Origin of the sequence: Streptomyces sp. SID5910 (assembly GCF_009862125.1) — a bacterium.
Taxonomy (GTDB): Bacteria; Actinomycetota; Actinomycetes; order Streptomycetales; family Streptomycetaceae; genus Streptomyces.
Genome location: NZ_WWHX01000851.1, coordinates 1 through 19827, shown reverse-complemented (window position 1 = coordinate 19827; position 19827 = coordinate 1). Strand labels below are relative to the sequence as shown.

General features: G+C 71.1%; 16 protein-coding genes and 1 pseudogene. 4 read left to right on the top strand and 13 right to left on the bottom strand.

Annotated features, from left to right (window positions below):
• The 3 genes from GTW67_RS29885 to GTW67_RS29875 form a co-directional block, all read right to left on the bottom strand.
• Window positions 1–1590 (bottom strand): polyamine aminopropyltransferase (locus tag GTW67_RS29885; protein ID WP_161167877.1); only part of this gene is annotated, 1590 nt, incomplete at its 3' end.
• 87 nt (window positions 1591–1677) lie between these two features.
• On the bottom strand, window positions 1678–2214 hold the full coding sequence (locus GTW67_RS29880) for a DUF2617 family protein (protein WP_161167876.1): 537 nt from the start codon (window positions 2212–2214) through the stop codon (window positions 1678–1680).
• Between the two features lie 395 nt (window positions 2215–2609).
• Entirely contained in the window at window positions 2610–2957 is a 348-nt protein-coding gene (locus tag GTW67_RS29875) for a hypothetical protein (protein ID WP_161167875.1), read from the bottom strand.
• A 167-nt stretch (window positions 2958–3124) separates the two neighbouring features.
• Between GTW67_RS29875 and GTW67_RS29870 the strand changes: the two genes are divergently transcribed.
• Window positions 3125–4315, top strand: a complete 1191-nt coding sequence (locus GTW67_RS29870; RefSeq protein ID WP_161167874.1) for a pyridoxal phosphate-dependent aminotransferase — start codon at window positions 3125–3127, stop codon at window positions 4313–4315.
• 98 nt (window positions 4316–4413) lie between these two features.
• Here the strand turns inward: GTW67_RS29870 and GTW67_RS29865 are convergent, their stop codons facing one another.
• From GTW67_RS29865 to GTW67_RS29855, 3 genes are all read right to left on the bottom strand, one after another.
• Entirely contained in the window at window positions 4414–4947 is a 534-nt protein-coding gene (locus GTW67_RS29865; RefSeq protein WP_161167873.1) for a YbjN domain-containing protein, read from the bottom strand.
• 233 nt (window positions 4948–5180) lie between these two features.
• Window positions 5181–7778, bottom strand: coding sequence for an ATP-dependent chaperone ClpB (clpB, locus tag GTW67_RS29860; RefSeq protein WP_161167872.1), 2598 nt, complete (start codon window positions 7776–7778; stop codon window positions 5181–5183).
• A 228-nt stretch (window positions 7779–8006) separates the two neighbouring features.
• A complete protein-coding gene (locus tag GTW67_RS29855) occupies window positions 8007–8342 on the bottom strand; it encodes a Rieske (2Fe-2S) protein (protein WP_161167871.1) in 336 nt (111 codons plus the stop codon).
• Window positions 8343–8668: 326 nt separating this feature from the next.
• On the opposite strand from GTW67_RS29855, the gene GTW67_RS29850 reads away from it, so the two are divergent.
• Window positions 8669–9664, top strand: coding sequence for a helix-turn-helix transcriptional regulator (locus GTW67_RS29850; protein ID WP_161167870.1), 996 nt, complete (start codon window positions 8669–8671; stop codon window positions 9662–9664).
• A complete protein-coding gene (locus GTW67_RS29845) occupies window positions 9661–10635 on the top strand; it encodes a LuxR C-terminal-related transcriptional regulator (RefSeq protein ID WP_161167869.1) in 975 nt (324 codons plus the stop codon). The genes GTW67_RS29850 and GTW67_RS29845 overlap by 4 nt, the downstream gene beginning before the upstream one ends.
• On the opposite strand, the gene GTW67_RS29840 is transcribed toward GTW67_RS29845, so the two are convergent.
• The 7 genes from GTW67_RS29840 to GTW67_RS29810 all read right to left on the bottom strand — a co-directional run bounded on the left by GTW67_RS29840 (window position 10598) and on the right by GTW67_RS29810 (window position 18601).
• The gene (locus tag GTW67_RS29840) at window positions 10598–11620 is read right to left on the bottom strand and encodes a helix-turn-helix transcriptional regulator (protein ID WP_161167868.1); all 1023 of its coding nucleotides are present in this window, start codon (window positions 11618–11620) and stop codon (window positions 10598–10600) included. The genes GTW67_RS29845 and GTW67_RS29840 overlap by 38 nt on opposite strands.
• A gap of 139 nt (window positions 11621–11759) precedes the next feature.
• Window positions 11760–12875 carry a substrate-binding domain-containing protein gene (locus GTW67_RS29835; RefSeq protein WP_161167867.1) on the bottom strand — a complete coding sequence of 372 codons (1116 nt, stop codon included), beginning with the start codon at window positions 12873–12875 and terminating at the stop codon, window positions 11760–11762.
• A gap of 247 nt (window positions 12876–13122) precedes the next feature.
• Window positions 13123–13578: a heat shock protein transcriptional repressor HspR gene (locus GTW67_RS29830; protein WP_161167866.1), complete on the bottom strand. Its 456-nt coding sequence runs from the start codon at window positions 13576–13578 to the stop codon at window positions 13123–13125.
• A 4-nt stretch (window positions 13579–13582) separates the two neighbouring features.
• Window positions 13583–14776, bottom strand: a complete 1194-nt coding sequence (gene dnaJ / locus GTW67_RS29825; protein ID WP_161167865.1) for a molecular chaperone DnaJ — start codon at window positions 14774–14776, stop codon at window positions 13583–13585.
• A 42-nt stretch (window positions 14777–14818) separates the two neighbouring features.
• Window positions 14819–15466, bottom strand: a complete 648-nt coding sequence (gene grpE, locus GTW67_RS29820; RefSeq protein WP_161167864.1) for a nucleotide exchange factor GrpE — start codon at window positions 15464–15466, stop codon at window positions 14819–14821.
• Window positions 15463–17319: a molecular chaperone DnaK gene (gene dnaK / locus GTW67_RS29815; protein ID WP_161167863.1), complete on the bottom strand. Its 1857-nt coding sequence runs from the start codon at window positions 17317–17319 to the stop codon at window positions 15463–15465. Before dnaK ends, grpE begins: the two co-directional genes overlap by 4 nt.
• 94 nt (window positions 17320–17413) lie before the next feature.
• Window positions 17414–18601 (bottom strand): MraY family glycosyltransferase, encoded by a 1188-nt coding sequence (locus tag GTW67_RS29810; protein WP_202437873.1) that lies wholly within the window; start codon window positions 18599–18601, stop codon window positions 17414–17416.
• Between the two features lie 238 nt (window positions 18602–18839).
• On the opposite strand from GTW67_RS29810, the pseudogene GTW67_RS29805 reads away from it, so the two are divergent.
• Window positions 18840–19827, top strand: a pseudogene (locus GTW67_RS29805) (Fe-S oxidoreductase); the annotation flags it as partial.

Genomic DNA, 19827 nt, shown 5'->3' with positions numbered 1-19827 from the left:
CGGGGCGAGGCGTAGGACGGGGGGTGTGCGGGCGGCGAGGAGGAAGCCCCAGTCGCCCGGGGCGGTGGAGGTGCCGGACGCCCGGTCGGGGCCCGTGGTGAAGCCGGTGTCGCGCCCGCCGACGCGGTAGGCCACGGTCCGCAGCCCGGCCGCCCGCAGCGTCGCGTCGACGGTCCAGAACGCCCCGGGCCGCGAGGACACCGGCCCGGCGTGCACGGCCAGCCGCCCGCCCGGCGCGAGCACCCGCCGCAGCAGGCCGTAGAACTCCTGCGAGTACAGCTTGGTGCTGGACGTGATGCCCGGGTCGGGCAGGTCGGAGACCACCACGTCGTACGTCCCCGTGCGCGCGGAGCGCAGCCGGTGGAAGGCGTCCCCGGCGGTCACGTGGACGCGGGGGTCGCCGTAGGCGTGCTCGTTCAGCGCGGACAGGCCGGGGTCGTGCCGGGCCAGCCGGGCGAGCCCGGGGTCGGGCTCGACCACGTCGACGCGGCGCACGCCCGGATGGCGCAGCACCTCCCGGACGGCGAGGCCGTCGCCGCCGCCGAGGATCAGGACGCGCGCGTGCCGCCCGGTCATCGCCGGGTGCACCAGCGCCTCGTGGTAGCGCCGTTCGTCGCTGCCGCTGACGCGCAGCCGGCCGTCCAGGAAGAGACGCAGGGCCCGGCCGTCGGTGCCGCCGGTAAGGACCACCTCCTGCACGCCCGTCCGCACGGCCACGCGGACGTCCTGGCCGTAGACCGCGTGCCGGGCGGCGCGTTCGAAGTCGTCGGCGAGGACGGTCGCCGAGGCGAGGACCGCGAGCACGACGACGTTGGCCACCACCAGCAGCCGGCGGGCCCGGCGGGTCAGGTCCCGCCGGAACAGGCCGAGGACCAGGGCGGCGCCGACGGCCGCGTTGACCGTGCCGGTGAGCAGCGCGCCGGTGAGCTGGCCGAGGAAGGGCAGCAGGACGAAGGGAAAGGCGAGACCGCCGACCAGGGCGCCGACGTAGTCCGCGGCGAACAGGTCGGCGACGGCGCCGCCCGCGTCCTGGCGGCGGATGCGCTGGATCAGCTCCATCAGCAGCGGCACCTCGGCGCCGATCAGCAGGCCGATGGCGAGCGAGAAGGCGACCAGCAGGAAGCGCGGGCCGTCGGACCACAGGCCGCCCCAGCCGCCGGTCCAGGCGAAGACGGCGTACAGCGCCATGGCGCTGGAGCCGCCGACGAGCGCGAGGACCGCCTCGACCGCGCCGAAACCGGCCGCCGCGAACCGGCGCAGCCGCTTCGCGGCGAGCGAGCCGATGCCCATGGCGAAGACCATGACGGACAGGACGACGGACGCCTGGGTGACCGAGTCGCCGATCAGATACGAGGCGAGGGCGACCAGTTCGAGTTCGTACACGAGCCCGCAGGCCGCACAGACGAACACCCCCGCGAGCACCAGGAACCGCCCGATACCGGGCCGCACGGGCAGCCGCACCGGCCCGCTCGGACCTCCCGGCGCACGGATGTCGTCACGACGGCCCGCGTCGCGCCGGGTGTCTGGACCGTCCGCGCCGGCCCAGGGCGGCGGGGAGCCGGGCGGAGCGGGAGCGTGCGGTTCGATCACGCAGTGACGTTACGTCACTCGCCGACTGCGCCTCGTCACCCACACGTGTGAAACTTCCGCCCCCGGAGCCCCGCAGGTTTATCCGTCTCACACCCCGGACGGGCTGAGCTCCCGGGCCGGCACCCGGGCACCGACCCGGGTCCGGGTCGCCACCAGCTGGCCGTCCTGCGGATAGGCGTGCCAGGTCCGCCAGTGCACCTGGCCCTCGTGCCGGTGCGCGAGCAGCGCGGTGAAGGCGTGCGGGCTGCCGGGGAAGACCCCCGCCAGCCCGTGCGGATGGTCGGAGACCAGGGCCAGCAGCTCCTGGGCGCGGCCCGCGAAGGAGCCCGGCGTGAGCATCTCCACGCGGGCGGCGAACTCGTACTCCCAGTCGCCCACCCGCTTGGCCACGCCCAGCGGAAGCGGTGTGCTGCTGCCCGCGATGCACGCGACCGTCTCCGAGCAGACGCCCCGGTCCTCCTCCAGCAGGACCTGGTGGGAGGCGCCGAGGAGTCTCAACTGAAGCTTGGCCCCCGTCAGCTCGATGTCGAGGCTGGCCAGCGCGGGCAGCGGTTCGCGCCCGAGGGCCCAGGCCAGGTCGGCGGCGCGGGTGTCGGTGTAGGAGGTGTTCAGGGTCGTGAGCATGGATCGGCTCCGCAAGCACACAAGGAGAGGAGGGTGTGGGCCTGCGCACCCCGTCACTGTCGGGGAGGCGGCCCGGTCAGCCCGGTCGGCCGGTCAGGAGGGGGGTCAACAGGTCGTCCGAGGGGCTGCGTTGACGAGTGAGAGGCAATCATGAACTGCGTCGGTGACACAGCGTTTTTACCCAACTTCGTGGTGTTTCCATCCCTCGGGGGGTCCACAGCTCAACTGTTCAACCACGGCGTGCGCCCGGCCCGCTCCGCGTGCGCCGGTGTGTGCGAGCGCCCGCCGGGTGTGAAACCGGCGGGCGCTCCCCGTGGGGACGCGGGGCCCGGACCCACGTGCGGGCCCCTCGATGCGGATGCGGTTCCCCCTGGCAGGAGCTCAGCTGCCCCGTGTCAGCTGCCTCCACCGCATCCGCCGCCCCCTCCCCCGCAGGACGACCCGCCTCCGCAGGACGAGCCGCCGCCGCAGGACGACGAACTGCTCCCGCAGGACGACGAACCGCCGCCGCAGGAGTGGCCTCCGTGGTGGTGGTGCCCGCCGCCCGAGGACGAGCCGCCGTCCGCCACCCCGCCGGCCCCGCCGGCCCACCAGCTGCTGTCGCTGCCGCTGTAGCCCCCGCGCGACGACCGCGAGCCGCGGCCGCGCCCGAGTCCGGCCCTGGAACGGCGGCTCCGCGCGCCGGAGGAGACCGCGGCGACGATCAGAGCGGTGATCACGATCAGGATGATGCCGAAGACCATGGCGCCACCCCTCCTTCCGATTCCCCCGGGCTCCCGCCCGGAAGTTCCCCCGAAGCAACCCCCCGTCGGGCGCCCCGCTTTCCGTGAAGCTCGTTGCGTGAACGGGGGATGCCCTCACCCGCCACGCCCCAAAGCAGAGTTGAGGAAGTCCAGAGCTTCGGCGCAGGATGGCCGCCATGACCTCCAGCGCACGCCCCCTCCTCAACCGCCGGCTCGCCGAGTTCGGGACCACGGTCTTCGCCGAGATGTCCGCCCTGGCGGTGAAGACCGGCGCGATCAACCTGGGCCAGGGCTTCCCCGACACCGACGGCCCCGAGGAGATCCGGGAGGCGGCCGTACGGGCGCTGCGCGACGGGCGCGGCAACCAGTACCCGCCGGGCCCGGGCGTCCCCGAGCTGCGCGCCGCCGTCACCGCCCACCAGGAGCGGCGGTACGGCCTGTCCTACGACCCGGACACCGAGGTCCTGGTCACCGCCGGCGCCACCGAGGCCATCGCCGCCTCACTGCTGGCCCTGGTGGAGCCCGGCGACGAGGTGATCGCGCTGGAGCCGTACTACGACTCGTACGCGGCCTGCGTCGCCATGGCGGGCGGCACGCGCGTGCCGGTGACGCTGCGCCCGCACGAGGGCACGTTCCGCCTCGACCTGGACGAGCTGCGCGACGCCGTCACCGACCGCACCCGCCTGCTGCTGCTCAACACCCCGCACAACCCGACGGGCACCGTCCTGACCCGCGCGGAGCTCGCGGCGATCGCGGAGCTGGCCGTGGAGCGTGACCTGCTGGTCGTGACCGACGAGGTGTACGAGCACCTGGTCTTCGACGCCGCCGAGCACATCCCGCTGGCGTCCTTCCCGGGGATGCGCGAGCGCACGGTGACGATCAGCTCGGCCGGCAAGACGTTCTCGTTCACCGGCTGGAAGGTCGGCTGGATCACCGCCCCGCCCGCCCTGGTCACCGCGGTCCGCTCGGCCAAGCAGTACCTGACCTACGTCAGCGCCGGCCCCTTCCAGTACGCCGTCGCCGAGGCCCTGGCGCTGCCCGACTCCCACTTCGCCGGCTTCCGCGCGGACATGGAGGCCAGGCGGGACGTCCTCGCGGCCGGTCTCGCGGAGGCGGGGTTCGGCGTCTACCGCCCCGCCGGGACGTACTTCGTCACCACCGACATCCGCCCCCTCGGCGAGAGCGACGGCTTCGCCTTCTGCCGCGACCTGCCGGAACGCGCGGGTGTCGTCGCCATCCCCAACGCCGTCTTCTACGACCACCGGGAGGCGGGCGCCCCCTTCGTCCGGTTCGCGTTCTGCAAGCGGACGGCGGTCCTGGAGGAGGCCGTACGGCGGCTGAAGACGCTGGGGGGCTGAAAACGCTCGGCGGCCGAACGGCGAGAGCCCGGCCCCGGCACCCGACCCCCGGACGGCGGTCGGTGCCCTGGCCGGGCTCCCCAGCAGGCGGGGGCGGGCTACTCGCCGCCCTCGTCCTCGGGCTTCTCCGCCTCGTTGACCTCCTGCTCCAGGCCGAGCTGCTCCACGAGCCAGCGGTCGAACTCGATGGCGGCGCGCACCCAGCTGACCGTCGAGGAGACGAAGTGCTCCAGGCTGACGCCCATGCCGATCAGCATCTGCGCCTCGCCGATCAGGCGGACGGTGCCGTCGTCGTGGGTGTGCGAGTACACCTTGGGCCACAGGGTGCGCCGGTTCCAGTCGTCGAGCGACTCCAGCAGCTGCGGCTTGTCGTCGATCTGGTGGGGCCGGTCGTAGAACGTCCGCACCGAGAAGATCTGCTGGTCGCCCTCGCCACGGAACATGAAGTACGTACGGAACTGCTCCCACGGCGCCGCGAGGTCACCCTCGTCGTCGACGACGTACTTGAGCTCCATCTGTTCGAGGAGCTGCTTCACGAGGTCCTGATCCGGGACGACGGGGCCCGCCGGTCCTTGGGGCTGCGGCTCGGGCTGGCCCCCGAAGTTCGGAATCGAGGACGGGTCGATGCTCACCGTGTTTTTCCCTTCGTACGGATCACACCATCCTCCCCCATGCGGGGAGGGGCGTGGCAAGCCCGCCGTGGCCCTGTCAGCCCTGGGCTGACACGATCCGGCCGGTCGGGTGGGCCTCCTCGGCCCGGGTGTCCAGGGCGGGCCCGCGCACACCTGCCCGGCGGCACCGCGCGACGCACGGCGGCCCGCCACCCCACCGGGGGGGGTGACGGGCCGTACCGGGACCGCCGGGGCTAGAGCGTCTTGCCGCTCGCCGGGCCCACGATCAGGGCGTCGCCGAAGCGGTCGACGCGGACCGTGTCGCCGTCCTTGATCTCGCCGGAGAGGATCTCCCGGGCGAGCCGGTCGCCGATCGCGGTCTGCACGAGCCGGCGCAGCGGCCGGGCGCCGTACGCCGGGTCCATGCCCTCGTCGGCGAGCCAGGCCAGGGCGTCGTCGGTGACCTCCAGGGTGAGGCGGCGCTCGGCGAGGCGCCGGGCGAGCGCGTCGATCTGGAGCCGCGCGATCCGGCTCAGCTCGTCCTTGCTCAGGGCGGAGAAGACCACGAGGTCGTCGAGCCGGTTGAGGAACTCCGGCTTGAACGACGTCCGGACCACCTCCAGGACCTGCTCCTTCTTCTCCGCCTCGCCGGTCAGCGGGTCGACCAGGTACTGGCTGCCCAGGTTGGACGTCAGCACCAGGATGGTGTTGCGGAAGTCGACGGTGCGGCCCTGCCCGTCGGTGAGGCGCCCGTCGTCCAGCACCTGGAGCAGGATGTCGAAGACCTCGGGGTGCGCCTTCTCCACCTCGTCCAGCAGCACGACGGTGTACGGCCGCCGCCGCACGGCCTCGGTGAGCTGGCCGCCCTCCTCGTAGCCGACGTATCCGGGCGGGGCGCCGACGAGCCTGGCGACACTGTGCTTCTCGCTGTACTCGCTCATGTCGATGCGGACCATGGCCCGCTCGTCGTCGAAGAGGAAGTCGGCGAGCGCCTTGGCCAGCTCGGTCTTGCCGACGCCGGTGGGGCCGAGGAAGAGGAACGACCCGGTGGGCCGGTCGGGATCGGCGATGCCCGCCCTGCTCCTGCGCACGGCGTCGGAGACGGCCCGCACGGCCTCGGTCTGCCCGATCAGCCGCTTGCCGAGCTCGTCCTCCATCCGCAGCAGCTTCTGCGTCTCGCCCTCCAGCAGCCGCCCGGCGGGGATGCCGGTCCAGGAGGCGACGACGTCGGCGATGTCGTCGGCGCCGACCTCCTCCTTGACCATCGTGTCCCTGGCGACCTCCTCCTCGGCCTCGGAGGCGGCCTCCAGGTCGCGCTCCAGGTCCGGGATCTCGCCGTAGAGCAGCTTGGAGGCGGTGTCGAAGTCGCCGTCGCGCTGGGCGCGTTCGGCCTGCCCGCGCAGCTCGTCCAGCTTCTCCTTCAGCTCACCGACCCGGTTGAGGGACTGCTTCTCCTTCTCCCAGCGGGCGGTGAGGCCGCGCAGCTCCTCCTCCTTGTCGGCGAGGTCGCGCCGCAGCCGCTCCAGGCGCTCCAGGGAGGCCGCGTCGGTCTCCTTGCCGATCGCCAGCTCCTCCATCTTCAGCCGGTCGACGGCGCGCTGGAGTTCGTCGATCTCGACGGGCGAGGAGTCGATCTCCATGCGCAGCCGGGACGCGGCCTCGTCGACGAGGTCGATGGCCTTGTCGGGCAGGAAGCGGGAGGTGATGTACCGGTCGGACAGCGTGGCGGCGGCCACCAGCGCGCTGTCCGCGATCTGCACCTTGTGGTGGGCCTCGTAGCGGCCCTTGAGTCCGCGCAGGATCGCGATGGAGTCCTCGACGGTCGGCTCGGCGACCAGCACCTGCTGGAAGCGCCGCTCCAGGGCGGGGTCCTTCTCGATCCGCTCCCGGTACTCGTCCAGCGTGGTCGCGCCGACCATGCGCAGCTCACCGCGCGCGAGCATGGGCTTGAGCATGTTCCCGGCGTCCATGGCGGAGTCCCCGCCGGCACCGGCCCCCACGACGGTGTGCAGCTCGTCGATGAAGGTGATGATCTGGCCCTCGGAGTCCTTGATCTCCGCGAGGACGGTCTTCAGCCGCTCCTCGAACTCGCCCCGGTACTTCGCGCCCGCGACCATCGCGCCGAGGTCCAGCGCGACCAGCCGCTTGCCCTTCAGCGACTCGGGCACGTCCCCCTTGACGATCCGCTGGGCGAGCCCCTCCACGACGGCGGTCTTGCCGACGCCGGGCTCGCCGATGAGGACGGGGTTGTTCTTGGTGCGGCGGGACAGCACCTGCACGACCCGCCGGATCTCCTGGTCCCGCCCGATGACGGGGTCGAGCTTGCCCTCGCGCGCGGCGGCGGTGAAGTCGGTGCCGAACTTCTCCAGCGCCTTGTACTGCCCCTCGGGGTCGGCGGTGGTCACGCGGCGTCCTCCCCTCGCCTTGCGGAAGGCCTCCTGAAGCTTCTTCGCACTGGCGCCCTGCCCCTCCAGTACCTCACCGGCCGCGCCGCCCTTCGCGGCGATGCCGAGGAGCAGGTGCTCGGTGGAGAGGTACTCGTCCCCGAGTTCCTTGGCGCGGGCCTGGGCGTCGGCGACCACGGCGAGCATCTCACGGCCCGGCTGCGGCGGCGCGACCGTCGACCCGGTCACGCTGGGCAGCCCGGCGAGGATGCGCTCGGCGCCGGAACGCACGGCCGCGAGATCGGCCTCGACGGCGGCGAGCAGGTCGGTGATGTTCTCGTTGTCCTGCCCCTGGAGCAGAGCCAGGAGCAGGTGGGCGGGGGTGAGGTCGGCGTGCCCCTCGGTCACGGCCCGGTTGCTGGCGGCGTTGATCGCGTCCCGGCTCCGGTTGGTCAGCTCGGCGTCCACGTTCCGGTTCTCCTCATGTCTCCCAGTGCTGACTCATCCAACGTACACAAAGTTGAGTCTATTCCACTCAAGGAGGTCCGGGACGCGGGGTGCTTTCCGGCCGGCCTCAGCCTTGACAGGTACCCGACTTATCTGCACATACGACAGCGGCGTCACCGTGTTCAGGTCACGGTGACGCCGCTGCCGGGGGGAAGCACCTGAGCGATTTGTTACGACGGGGGAATCGCGTCAGGCACTGCGGGGGGTGGCCGAGATGGTCCTCACTTCGGAGGGCTCCGGCTGAGCGAGCCGGTGGTCCCTCTGGTCCAGGTTCACAAAGATCATTCCGTAGCGGACGGCACACCGCACGGGCTGCGGCGCCCCCCGAGGCCGTCGCAGACACCGGTACGCCCGGACGTCGCCGTCCTCGTCCAGCGTGACGACGACCGGCTCACCGAAGACGGTCACCATCAGCGAGTCGCCGGCGTGCGGGATCGCGGTGACGAGATCGATGAAGTGCCAGCCGGAACGGTAGGCGGTGGCCATCTCACGACGGAAGGAGCGGTCGTCGGGTGGAGTGGTCATCGCGATCAGTCCCACTTGCTGTCGGCCGGGAGATTGGCTGCCTCGCCTCCGCCCGCGACGGCGGACGCGCTCTCGACCCCGACAACGGCACCGTGCGCGTCGCTCTTCGCACCGGAGAGGCCAGCCAGAGCTCCGAAGGCCACAACGGCGGAGACGGCGACAACAAGCACCGAGCGAAGCATTTTCTTACGCATAGTCGGCTTCGTCCTCACTTGAAGATCCCCTCTATCCCCCGTCGGATAAGACGATGGCTCATTCAGGCACGTCATGGCCACACAATCGGTGCATCATGTTCCTGCACGTTCAGGACCCTGGGGGGTGGAGATTTGATATCAAATGGGACCAACACGACACATCCCCATGCGGTCACCGAACTTTGTGAAGACGGAAGGCGCCTCTACGCAGATGCTCTGCGAACAGGACGCATACTGCGGACGGACGCCGAGTCGGCCCCCTGCCTGAGGGAATTCGCGCTGCTCCACCCCGATCCCGACGACGCGAAGTGGTTGCGTCCAGTGCCTCCGGCGATCGCCCTGGCCCAGCGACTCAATCCGATCGAACGTGAGATCACCGAGCACCGACGGCTGTCGATCGCACTCTCCGAAGTCTTCGAGCCGTTCATGGCGCTCGGCGTCCAGGACACCGCCCCGACCCACTCCATCAGCGTGCTGGAGGGCCTGGACCGCATCAACGCGGCTCTCGACCTGGCCACGGGCCAGTGCCGGACCGAGATGCTCACCGTCCAGCCGAGCAGCAGCGCCCGCAGCGCCGAGAACCGCCTCCTGGAAGCACTGGAGCGCGACAAGCCGCTGATCGAGCGGGGAGTGCGCATCCGGACCCTGTACCAGCACACCGCGCGGTACAACCCCGAACGGCTCGCCTACGTCGACCAGTTCGCGAACGGCAAGGTCGAGTACCGCACCATCGACGAACTCGTCGAACGCCTCATCATCTGCGACGAGACCGTCGCCTTCATCCCCATCCGTGAGGACCGGCAGGTCGCCCTGGAGATCCGTCACCCCGGTCTTGTCCGCTACCTGACCAAGGTGTTCGAGTTCATCTGGAGCCGGGCGGTCCCGCTGACCGCCGGAGCACCCTACGAGACGGCTCCCGACGGCATCACCGACATCCAGCACTCCATCGCCAAGCTCCTCGTGGAGGGCCACGTGGACGAGGCGATAGCCCGCCGCCTCGGCATGAACGTGCGCACCTGCCGAGCGCACATCGCGAAGCTGGCGTCGGTGCTCGGCAGCGGCAGCCGGGCCCAACTCGGCTATCTCATAGCCCAGTCCGGAGTACTCGAACAGGCGCAGGGAAAGTGACACACCAGCACGCACAGGGCGACCTGTGTGAGCCGGGCCTCGGCCTCTACGCCCGTGCGCTGCGGGAGGGGCACGTCCCCGGCGAGGACGCGGCCACCGCACCGTGCCTGGTCGACAACGGCCTCCTGCATCCGTCGGTCGACGACCCGGCCCGGCTGGAGCCCGTCGTACCGACCGTCGCCCTCCAGCGGCTGCTGCGCGTCTCGGAGGAGCGCATCGCCGGAGAGCGCCGACGCGGGCAGCGGCTCGCCGACGCCTTCGCACCCCTCATGCGTCTCGAAGGACCGGCCGCGGCGAACGAGGACACCCGGTCCCTCAGGCTCCTCGCCGGCAAGGAGAGAGCGAGCCGGGCCATCACCGAGGCCATGGCCGCCGGCACAGAACAACTCCTGGCGATCCAGCCGCACGACGGTCTCATCACCGGGCCCTTCCACCACCACGAAGCCGCCATGGAACGCGATCAGGCGTTCCTCGACCGCGGCGGACGGGTGCGCGCCCTGTACCAGCACACCGTCCGCCACGCCCCTCTGATCATCGGGCGCTACGAACGACTCACCGGCGACGTGGAGGCCCGCAGCCTCGACGAGGTCACCGAGCGACTCGTCATCGTGGACCGCACCGTCGCCTTCATCCCCGCCAGCGCCGACCGCTCGCTCGCCCTGGAAGTGCGCCACCCCGCCCTGGTCGCCTACTTCATCAACACCTTCGACCGCCTCTGGCACCTCGCCACCCCCATGTACCCCCAGGCGGTCCAGCAGCCCACCCTCAACGGCATCACCCCCCGCCAGCGAGCCATCGCCGGTCTCCTCGTCGAGGGCCACACCGACGCCTCGATCGCCGACCGCCTCGGCCTCAACGTCCGCACCGCCCGCGTCCACATCGCCAAGCTCGCCGCCACTCTCGGCAGTGAGAGCCGGGCTCAGCTCGGGTTTCTCATCGGACAGTCGGGGATTCTCGACCAGGGACGCTGACCGAGGGCGAGCCGTCCAGGCCGGACTGGGCTATGCGCACCCCCAGCTGGGTCCGGCTGGCCGCGCCCAGCGTCTCCGACAGGCGGGCGATGTGCGCCCGGCACGTCCGTACGCTGATGCCCAGCCGCTCCGCGATCACCGCGTCCTGGTGGCCCTCCGCCAGCAGCGCCGCGATGGACCGCTCGCGGTGCGAGACGCCCTCGAAGCCGGTGTCGGGGAGCGGCGCCGTCAGCGGGATCGCCAGACGCCACAGACGCTCGAAGACCGTCACCAGATAGGCCACCAGCGCCGGATGACGCAGCTCCAGGGCCATCGTGCGGTCGGTGTTCGCGGGGATGAACGCCACCGTCCGGTCGAACAGGATGAGACGGTCCACGACCTCGTCGAGGGTGCGGGCCTCCACCGCGTCGCCCATCAGCTCCAGGTAGTTCAGCAGCCCCTGCCCGTGCCGGGCGACATGCGTGTACAGGTCCCGCATCCGCACCCCGCGCCCGCGCAGCGCCAACGCCCGGTGCAGCCCCTCCGACAGCTCGTGCTCACGCCGGATGCCGCCGGGCTGGACGGTGAGCACCTCCGTCGTACAGGCCTCCGTCGCCTCGTCCATCGCCGCCTGGATGCGGGCCAGCCCGTCCAGGACCCGGATCGCCGTGCCCTCCGTGGCCGCCGACGCCTGGATGCGCCGGCCGAGCCCCGCGTACCGCTCGAAGGCCTCCACCGCCGAGCCCACCCGCCGCTGACTGGCCCTCACCTCGTCGTACATGCCGCGCAGCAGCCGGGTCATGACCTCCTGCGGGGAGGTCGGCACGAGCCACTCCATGTCGTCGGGGTCCGGGTGCAGCAGGGCCAGCTCCAGCAGACAGGGCACCGGCTCCGCGTCCCGGCGCGGCACCCGGCCGCGCCGTACGGCCCGGGAGTACACGCGGTCCCCGGCCGCGCACAGCCGGTCGGCACCGTGCGGATGCTCCTGAGCCCCGTGCCCGGCCATCGCCCATCCCACCCCCGGTTCCGGCTCTTTCCGCAGCGCAACTATGCGCGGCCGGGACCGGGTCCGCAACACGGCTCCGCCCCGTGCGGCGGCCGGAAGCCACCGGTTCGCACCGGTATGCCCGGGCGGTGGGCGGCGGCTACTTCAGCCCGATCTCCGCGCAGTCCGCGGCGAACTTCGCCGTGCAGATGTCGGAGGCCTTGTAGAAGCCGTCCGCCACGACGGTGTCCTTGATGTTGGACTTCGTCAGGGCGACGACCGGCACCAGCTGCGCCGGGATGCCCTGGTGGCTGGGGCTGTCGACCTTGTCGCGGGTGAGCGCGTCGAACTGGATGTCCCGGCCCTGGATGTGCGCCACGACCATCTCCGCGGCGTTCTCGGCCTCCTGCGGGTAGGACTTGTAGACGCTCATGTACTGCTCGCCGGCGACGATCCGCTGGACCGCCGGCAGCTCCGCGTCCTGGCCGGTGATCGGCGGCAGCGTGGTGACGCCCGCGGCCTCCAAGGCCTTGATGACGCCGCCCGCCATGCCGTCGTTGGCGGAGTAGACGCCGGCGATGTCGTCCTTGCCGATCGCCTCGATCGCGTCGGCCATGTTCGCCTCGGCGTTGGCCGGCTTCCAGTCCTTGGTGTCGAAGGACCGGGCGATCGTCACCTTGCCGTTCAGCTCGGACATCGCGCCGGCCTTGAACTGCTTGGCGTTCGGGTCGGTCGGCGAGCCGTTCATCATGACGATCTTGGCCGAGTTGCCGGCGTCGCCGAGCGCCTCGACGAGGGAGCGTCCCTGCACCTCGCCGACCAGCTCGTTGTCGAAGGAGATGTAGGCGTCGATCGGCCCCTCGGCCAGCCGGTCGTAGGCGAAGACCGGGATGCCGGCGTCCTTGGCCTTCTGCACGCTCGACGCGATGGCCTGCGAGTTCACGGCGTCCAGGACGATCGCGTCGACCTTGTCGTCGATCATCTTCTGCATCTGCTCGGCCTGCTTGCCCTCGTCCGCCCCCGCGTTGGCGTACTCGACCTTGCCCTCGTTGCGGGTCAGCGACGCGATCTTCTTCTCGAAGTACGGGTGGTCGAACTGCTCGTAGCGCGTGTTGTCCGTCTCCGGCAGCAGCAGGCCCACCGTGATGTCGTTGCCCTTGGCCGGGCTCTCGCCGTCGCTGCTCCCTGAGGCGTCCAGCACTCCGCAGGCGGCCAGCGAAACGGTCATCGTGGACGCTGCCACGGATATGGCGATACGACGGATGCAGGAGCTCACTTCTGGTGCCTTCCGGACGCGGGGGCCGCATTGCAACCCAGGTGACTGAAAAGCCAACGCCCCGGCGCCCCCACCGTCAAGCGGAACCACTTAACGAGATGGCAACACCACGCTCCGCAGCCGTCGTGGAGACGGAGCGGAATCGCCTCCCGCATCCCTTCACACCGCTCGCACGCGGCGGGCACGCGAAGGGGCCCGGAGGTTCGGGTGAACCTCCGGGCCCCTTCGCGGAAACCTTCACGCGCCGTCAGTCCGGCGACTGCTGCTGGCGCTTGGGCCGCCACACCACCAGCGCGCTGGTCTGCTGGACCTCCTGGTACGGGACCAGGTCGCGGCGGTACGAGGCGTGCACCGCCGCCTCCCGCTGCCGCATCGCCGTGGCCGCGCCGTCCAGCGCGTCCGACAGCTCCGCTATGCGGGCCTGGAGCGCGGCGACCTGGTTCTCCAGTTCGATGATGCGCTTGATTCCGGCCAGGTTGATGCCCTCGTCCTGCGACAACTGCTGCACCTGGCGGAGCAGTTCGATGTCGCGGGCCGAGTAGCGCCGACCGCGCCCGGCCGTGCGGTCCGGGGAGACCAGGCCGAGGCGGTCGTACTGGCGCAGGGTCTGCGGGTGCAGGCCGGAGAGCTGGGCCGCCACCGAGATGACGTAGACCGGGGTGTCCTCGGTCAGTTCATACGGATTGCGTCGACGACCGTCCATTCCGTCAAGCTCCCTTCGCGGCCTGGAACAGCTCCGCCCGCGGATCCTCCTCCGCGGTCGCCTCGCGATACGCCTCCAGCGCGTCACGAGCCTTCCCCGTCAGGTCCTTCGGGACACTCACCTCGACGGTGACCAGGAGGTCGCCGCGGGTGCCGTCCTTGCGCACCGCTCCCTTGCCGCGGGCCCGCATGGTGCGGCCGTTGGGCGTGCCCGCCGGCAGCTTCAGCGTGACGGGCGGACCGCCCAGCGTCGGGACGCGGACCTCCCCGCCGAGCGCCGCCTCGGTGTAGGTGACCGGGACGGTGACGGTGAGGTTGTCGCCCTTGCGGCCGAAGACGGGGTGCTCCTTGACGTGGACCACCACGTACAGGTCGCCCGCCGGGCCGCCGCGCTCGCCCGGCGCGCCCTTGCCGCGCAGCCGGATGCGCTGCCCGTCCGACACCCCGGCCGGGATGCGGACCTGCATCGTCCGCGAGGACTTGGCGCGTCCGGAGCCCTTGCAGATCTCGCAGGGGTTCTCCGCGATCAGGCCGCGGCCCTTGCAGTCGGGGCAGGGGTCGGTCAGCGAGAAGCCGCCGCCGGAGCCCCGGGCGACCTGCCCGGTGCCGACGCAGGTCGGGCACACGCGCGGTGTGCCGTTCTTGTCGCCGGTGCCCGAACAGGCCTTGCAGGGCTGCTGGCTGGACATGCGCAGCGGGACGGTCGCGCCCTCGATGGCCTCGGTGAAGCTGAGGGTGACCTCGGACTCGATGTCCTGGCCGCGCCGCGGCTGGGTCCGCGTGCCGGCGCCGGGACCGCCGGCGCCGGTGCGGTTGAACAGGCCCCCGAAGACGTCGCCGAGACCGCCGCCGAAGCCGCCGGCCCCGCCGCCGCCCTGGGCGCCGCCTCCGAAGAGGTCGCCCAGGTCGAAGTTGAAGGTGCCGCCGCCGCCCGCGCCCGGCCCGGGGCGGAAGCCCCCGTTGCCGAAGAGCGCGCGGGCCTCGTCGTACTCCTTGCGCTTCTTGGCGTCACCGAGGACGTCGTTCGCCTCGGAGATCTCCTTGAAGCGCTCCTCCGCCCTGGTGTTGCCCTTGTTGGCGTCCGGGTGGAACTCGCGGGCGAGCTTCCGGTACGCCTTCTTGATCTCGGCCTCGGTGGCGTCCTTGGGGACGCCGAGGACCTTGTAGTAGTCCTTCTCGATGAAGTCCTTGGTGCTCATCCCCGACGTCCCTCCTCTCCTGCGTCCGCGTACGTCGTGACGTCAGCCCTCCTCCGGGCCACCGTTCTCCTTGTCGTCGGCCGCCTCGGCCGGCTCCTCGGCCTTGACGGTCTGCGCGCCCGGCTGCGGCTCGGCCACCGCCACCCGCGCGGGGCGGATGGTGCGCTCGCCGATCCGGTACCCCGGCTGGAGAATCGCCACGCAGGTCGTCTCGGTGACGTCCGGTGCGTACGAGTGCATCAGGGCCTCGTGGATCGTCGGGTCGAAGGGCTCGCCCTCCTTGCCGAACTGCTGGAGGCCCATCTTGGCCACGACGGTCTCCAGCGACTCCGCGACGGACTTGAATCCGCCGACGAGTTCGCCGTGTTCCCGGGCGCGGCCGACGTCGTCGAGCACGGGAAGCAGCTCGGACAGGAGGTTCGCGATGGCGACCTCCTTGACCGCGACGCGGTCCCGCTCCACCCGACGGCGGTAGTTCTGGTACTCGGCCTGGAGGCGCTGGAGGTCCGCCGTGCGCTCGCCGAGCGCCGTGCGTACCTGGTCCAGCTGGGCCACCAGGCCCGCGTTCTCACTCGCGTCCCCGGCCGGGGCCGCCTCCTCCTCGGAGGCGGCCTTCGGTTCGGCGGCGTCAGGCGTGGCGCCAGAGGGGACGTCGGGCTTCTCGTCGAAGCCCGGGGTCTCCTCCGTCACGCCGCACCGTCCTTGCGCTCGTCGTCCACGATCTCGGCGTCGACGACGTCGTCGTCGCCGCCCTTGTCACCGGCCTGGGCACCCGCGCCGGGGGCCTCGCCGCCGGCGGCCTGCGCGCCCTGGGCGTCGGCGTACATGGCCTGGCCCAGCTTCTGCGAGACGGCCGCGACCTTCTCGGTGGCGGTGCGGATCTCGGCGGCGTCCTCGCCCTTGAGCTTCTCCTTCAGCTCGGCGACGGCGCCCTCGACCTCGGTCTTGATCTCGCCGGGGACCTTGTCCTCGTTGTCCTTGAGGAACTTCTCCGTCTGGTAGACGAGCTGCTCGCCCTGGTTGCGGGACTCGGCGGCCTCGCGGCGGGCGTGGTCCTCCTCCGCGTACTTCTCGGCCTCCTGGCGCATCCGGTCGACCTCGTCCTTCGGCAGCGAGGAGCCGCCGGTGACGGTCATCTTCTGCTCCTTGCCCGTGCCGAGGTCCTTCGCGGTCACGTGCATGATGCCGTTGGCGTCGATGTCGAAGGCGACCTCGATCTGCGGGACGCCGCGGGGCGCCGGCGGCAGACCGGTCAGCTCGAACATCCCGAGCTTCTTGTTGTACGCCGCGATCTCGCGCTCGCCCTGGTAGACCTGGATCTGCACGGAGGGCTGGTTGTCCTCGGCGGTGGTGAAGATCTCCGAACGCTTCGTCGGGATCGTCGTGTTCCGCTCGATGAGCTTCGTCATGATGCCGCCCTTGGTCTCGATGCCGAGGGACAGCGGGGTGACGTCGAGGAGCAGGACGTCCTTGACCTCGCCCTTGAGGACACCGGCCTGGAGGGCGGCGCCGATGGCGACGACCTCGTCCGGGTTGACGCCCTTGTTGGCGTCCTTGCCGCCGGTCAGCTCCTTGACGAGCTCGGCGACGGCGGGCATACGGGTCGAGCCGCCGACGAGGACGACGTGGTCGATCTCGGACAGCTGGATGCCGGCGTCCTTGATGACGTTGTGGAACGGCGTCTTGCAGCGCTCCAGCAGGTCGGCGGTCAGCTGCTGGAACTGGGCGCGGGTGAGCTTCTCGTCCAGGTGCAGCGGGCCCTCGGCGGACGCCGTGATGTAGGGCAGGTTGATCGAGGTCTCGGTGGACGAGGACAGCTCGATCTTCGCCTTCTCGGCGGCCTCGCGCAGGCGCTGGAGCGCCATCTTGTCCTTGGAGAGGTCCACGCCGTGACCGGACTGGAACTGCTTCACCAGGTAGTCGACGACGCGCTGGTCCCAGTCGTCACCACCGAGGTGGTTGTCACCGTTGGTGGCCTTCACCTCGACGACGCCGTCGCCGATCTCGAGCAGCGAGACGTCGAAGGTGCCGCCACCGAGGTCGAAGACCAGGATGATCTGCTCGTCCTTGTCGAGGCCGTACGCGAGAGCGGCGGCCGTCGGCTCGTTGACGATGCGCAGGACGTTCAGGCCCGCGATCTCGCCGGCCTCCTTGGTGGCCTGGCGCTCGGCGTCGTTGAAGTACGCCGGGACGGTGATGACCGCGTCGGTCACCTTCTCACCCAGGTAGGACTCGGCGTCCCGCTTCAGCTTCTGGAGCACGAAGGCGCTGATCTGCTGCGGATTGAAGTCCTTGCCGTCCAGGTTGATCTTCCAGTCGGTGCCCATGTGGCGCTTGACCGACCGGATGGTCCTGTCGACGTTCGTGACCGCCTGGCGCTTGGCGACCTCGCCGACGAGCACCTCACCGTTCTTGGCGAAGGCGACGACGGACGGCGTGGTCCTGGCGCCCTCGGCGTTGGTGATGACGGTGGGCTCGCCGCCCTCCAGAACGCTGACGACGGAGTTAGTCGTGCCCAGGTCGATGCCGACCGCACGTGCCATGGTGATTTCCTCCAGCTGACTTGAGTGGAACAGGCTCAAGTGTGCATGACGGCCACGGCTGGGTCAACAGACGTGAGTCAGGGAGGCTCAACTCTTATCCGTTCCTTACACGCAACGGCGCTTTGACCTGCGCTTCTTCCGGCCCGCTGGCCTGGCGAACCGGAAAATCCGCTCGCCGGACGGACGCCCGAGGGGACGCTCCGGGGGACGGCCGGGGAGTCGCGCGGCCCTCGGTCCCGGGACGCGAGGACGGCACCCGCCGCCGCGCGGACGCCGATGCCCGCACGGCGGTGTCCGGTCCGGTCCGCCGCGGCTCGTACACCCGCACCCGCAGCAGCCCCAGCACCACGGCGGCAAAGGCGCCCGCCACCCACAGCACGGCCGTCTCCCCCACCCGGCCGACGTGCACGAGCACGCCCACGAGTACCCCGCAGAACGCGCCCACACCGAGCAGCACGACCACGCCCTGGGGCGTGACCCCCAGCCGCCGCAGCCGGTGGGCGAGATGGTCGGGCCCGCCGCGCAGCGGGGGCCGCCCGGCCAGCCGGCGCGAGAGCAGGACCAGTACGGCGTCGGCGCTCACCAGCGCGGTCAGCGCGAACAGCACCCCCGCACCGGCACCCGGCGCCTGCCCCGCCCGGGTGAACACCGCCGACCCGGCGAGCAGGAAACCGGCGAAGAGCGACCCGGAGGCACCGAGCGCGATCCGGGCGGGATGCCAGTTGTGCAGCAGGAACCCGGCCAGCGCGGCGGCCAGCACGCTCAGCAGCACCGCGAGCCCGTCCATCAGCTCCGCCGCCGCGCAGACGCCGATGCCGAAGGCGGTCACGACACCCACCGTGCCGGCCAGCCCGTCGGCGTGGTCGAGCCCCCGGAAGGCGGTGGCGGCCAGCGCGATCCAGACCACCGCCAGCACCCCGGCCGGCACCCCGGTCACGTCGTACGGCACCACGCACGCCGCCGCGACGGCCGTACCGGCCAGCAGCCAGCGTCGACGCAGCCGCCAGAGGTCGGCGGCGAGACCCAGCGCCCCGACGGCGCAGCCGGCGACGAGCAGCCGCACCACACCCGTGCCGAGCGGGACGACGCCGGCCCACTGGCAGGACCCGGCGACCAGGCCGGTGACGAGGACGACGGCCACGCCGCCGAGCAGGGGCACCGGCCGCGCGCGGCGCCGGTCGACCAGGGCCAGACGCAGGGCGGACGCCCTCAGCAGCGCGGTGAGCAGGGCGGCGAGGAGAAAAGACGCGGTGGCGGCAGTGATCCCGTAGAGCACGGACATAAACTAAGCCGAATATCACGATGTGCGACGAATGTCCTGTCCAGTACGGCGTGGCGGCGACGGCCGACGGCACCCGGGCGGTCAGGGTTGCCTCAGCGACGCAGATCACCGCGGTGCTGACTACAGTGCGGCTGGAGATACGGGTAGTCTCAGACGGACTGCATAAGTTACCGCTTAGTAATGTCGGGGTAGGTGAAGAACCCCGCCCCACCCCCTCGCAGGCCCGAGGAGCCCCCAAATGCAACTCGCCGCGATCGTCGTGTCGCTGGTTCTGATCGTGGTCGGCGTGGCCCTGTTCGCCCGCGCCGTCCTTCAGATCGTCAACTACATGCGGCTCGGCCAGAGCGTGCCCGCGGGCACCCGCACCGACGCACCCGGGCAGCGCACCGTCACCGTGGTCAGGGAGTTCCTCGGCCACACCCGGATGAACCGCTGGGGCGTCGTCGGCGTCGCGCACTGGTTCGTGGCGGTGGGCTTCTTCTCGCTGCTGCTGACGATCGTCAACGCCATCGGCCAGCTCTTCCAGGCCGACTGGCTGCTGCCGGTCATCGGCGAGTGGGCGCCGTACAACGTCTTCGTCGAGTTCATCGGCACGATGACGGTGCTCGGCATCCTGGCCCTGATCGTCATCCGGCAGCTGAGCCACCCGAGGAAGCCGGGCCGCAAGTCCCGCTTCGCGGGCTCCAACTTCGGCCAGGCGTACTTCGTCGAGGCCGTCATCCTCATCGTCGGCGTCTGCATCTTCATGCTGCACGCGCTGGAGGGCGCCCAGCACCACGTGGACTCCTACGAGGCCTCGTTCTTCATCTCGTACCCGGTGGTGTCGGCGCTGGAGGGCCTGGACGTCTCCACGCTCCAGAACCTCACCTACTTCTTCGCCGGCCTGAAGATCGCGACCTCCTTCATCTGGATGATCACGGTCGCCCTGAAGACCGACATGGGTGTGGCCTGGCACCGCTTCCTCGCCTTCCCGAACATCTGGTTCAAGCGCGACGCGAAGGGCGGCACCGCCCTCGGCGCGCTGCTGCCGATGACCTCGGGCGGCAAGCCGATCGACTTCACCGACCCCGGTGACGACGACGTCTTCGGCGTCTCCCAGGTCGAGCAGTTCTCCTGGAAGGGCCTGCTGGACTTCTCCACCTGCACCGAGTGCGGCCGCTGCCAGTCGCAGTGCCCCGCCTGGAACACCGGCAAGCCGCTCTCCCCCAAGCTCCTGATCATGTCCA

Excerpts from the sequence above, each read along its gene's own strand:
- GTW67_RS29880 (WP_161167876.1), bottom strand. The coding sequence starts at position 2,214 with ATGCTCACGACCCTGAACACCTCCTACACCGACACCCGCGCCGCCGAC.
- GTW67_RS29875 (WP_161167875.1), bottom strand. The coding sequence starts at position 2,957 with ATGGTCTTCGGCATCATCCTGATCGTGATCACCGCTCTGATCGTCGCC.
- GTW67_RS29870 (WP_161167874.1), top strand. The coding sequence starts at position 3,125 with ATGGCCGCCATGACCTCCAGCGCACGCCCCCTCCTCAACCGCCGGCTC.
- GTW67_RS29855 (WP_161167871.1), bottom strand. The coding sequence starts at position 8,342 with ATGACCACTCCACCCGACGACCGCTCCTTCCGTCGTGAGATGGCCACC.
- GTW67_RS29840 (WP_161167868.1), bottom strand. The coding sequence starts at position 11,620 with ATGGCCGGGCACGGGGCTCAGGAGCATCCGCACGGTGCCGACCGGCTG.
- GTW67_RS29830 (WP_161167866.1), bottom strand. The coding sequence starts at position 13,578 with ATGGACGGTCGTCGACGCAATCCGTATGAACTGACCGAGGACACCCCG.
- dnaJ (WP_161167865.1), bottom strand. The coding sequence starts at position 14,776 with ATGAGCACCAAGGACTTCATCGAGAAGGACTACTACAAGGTCCTCGGC.
- dnaK (WP_161167863.1), bottom strand. The coding sequence starts at position 17,319 with ATGGCACGTGCGGTCGGCATCGACCTGGGCACGACTAACTCCGTCGTC.
- GTW67_RS29810 (WP_202437873.1), bottom strand. The coding sequence starts at position 18,601 with ATGTCCGTGCTCTACGGGATCACTGCCGCCACCGCGTCTTTTCTCCTC.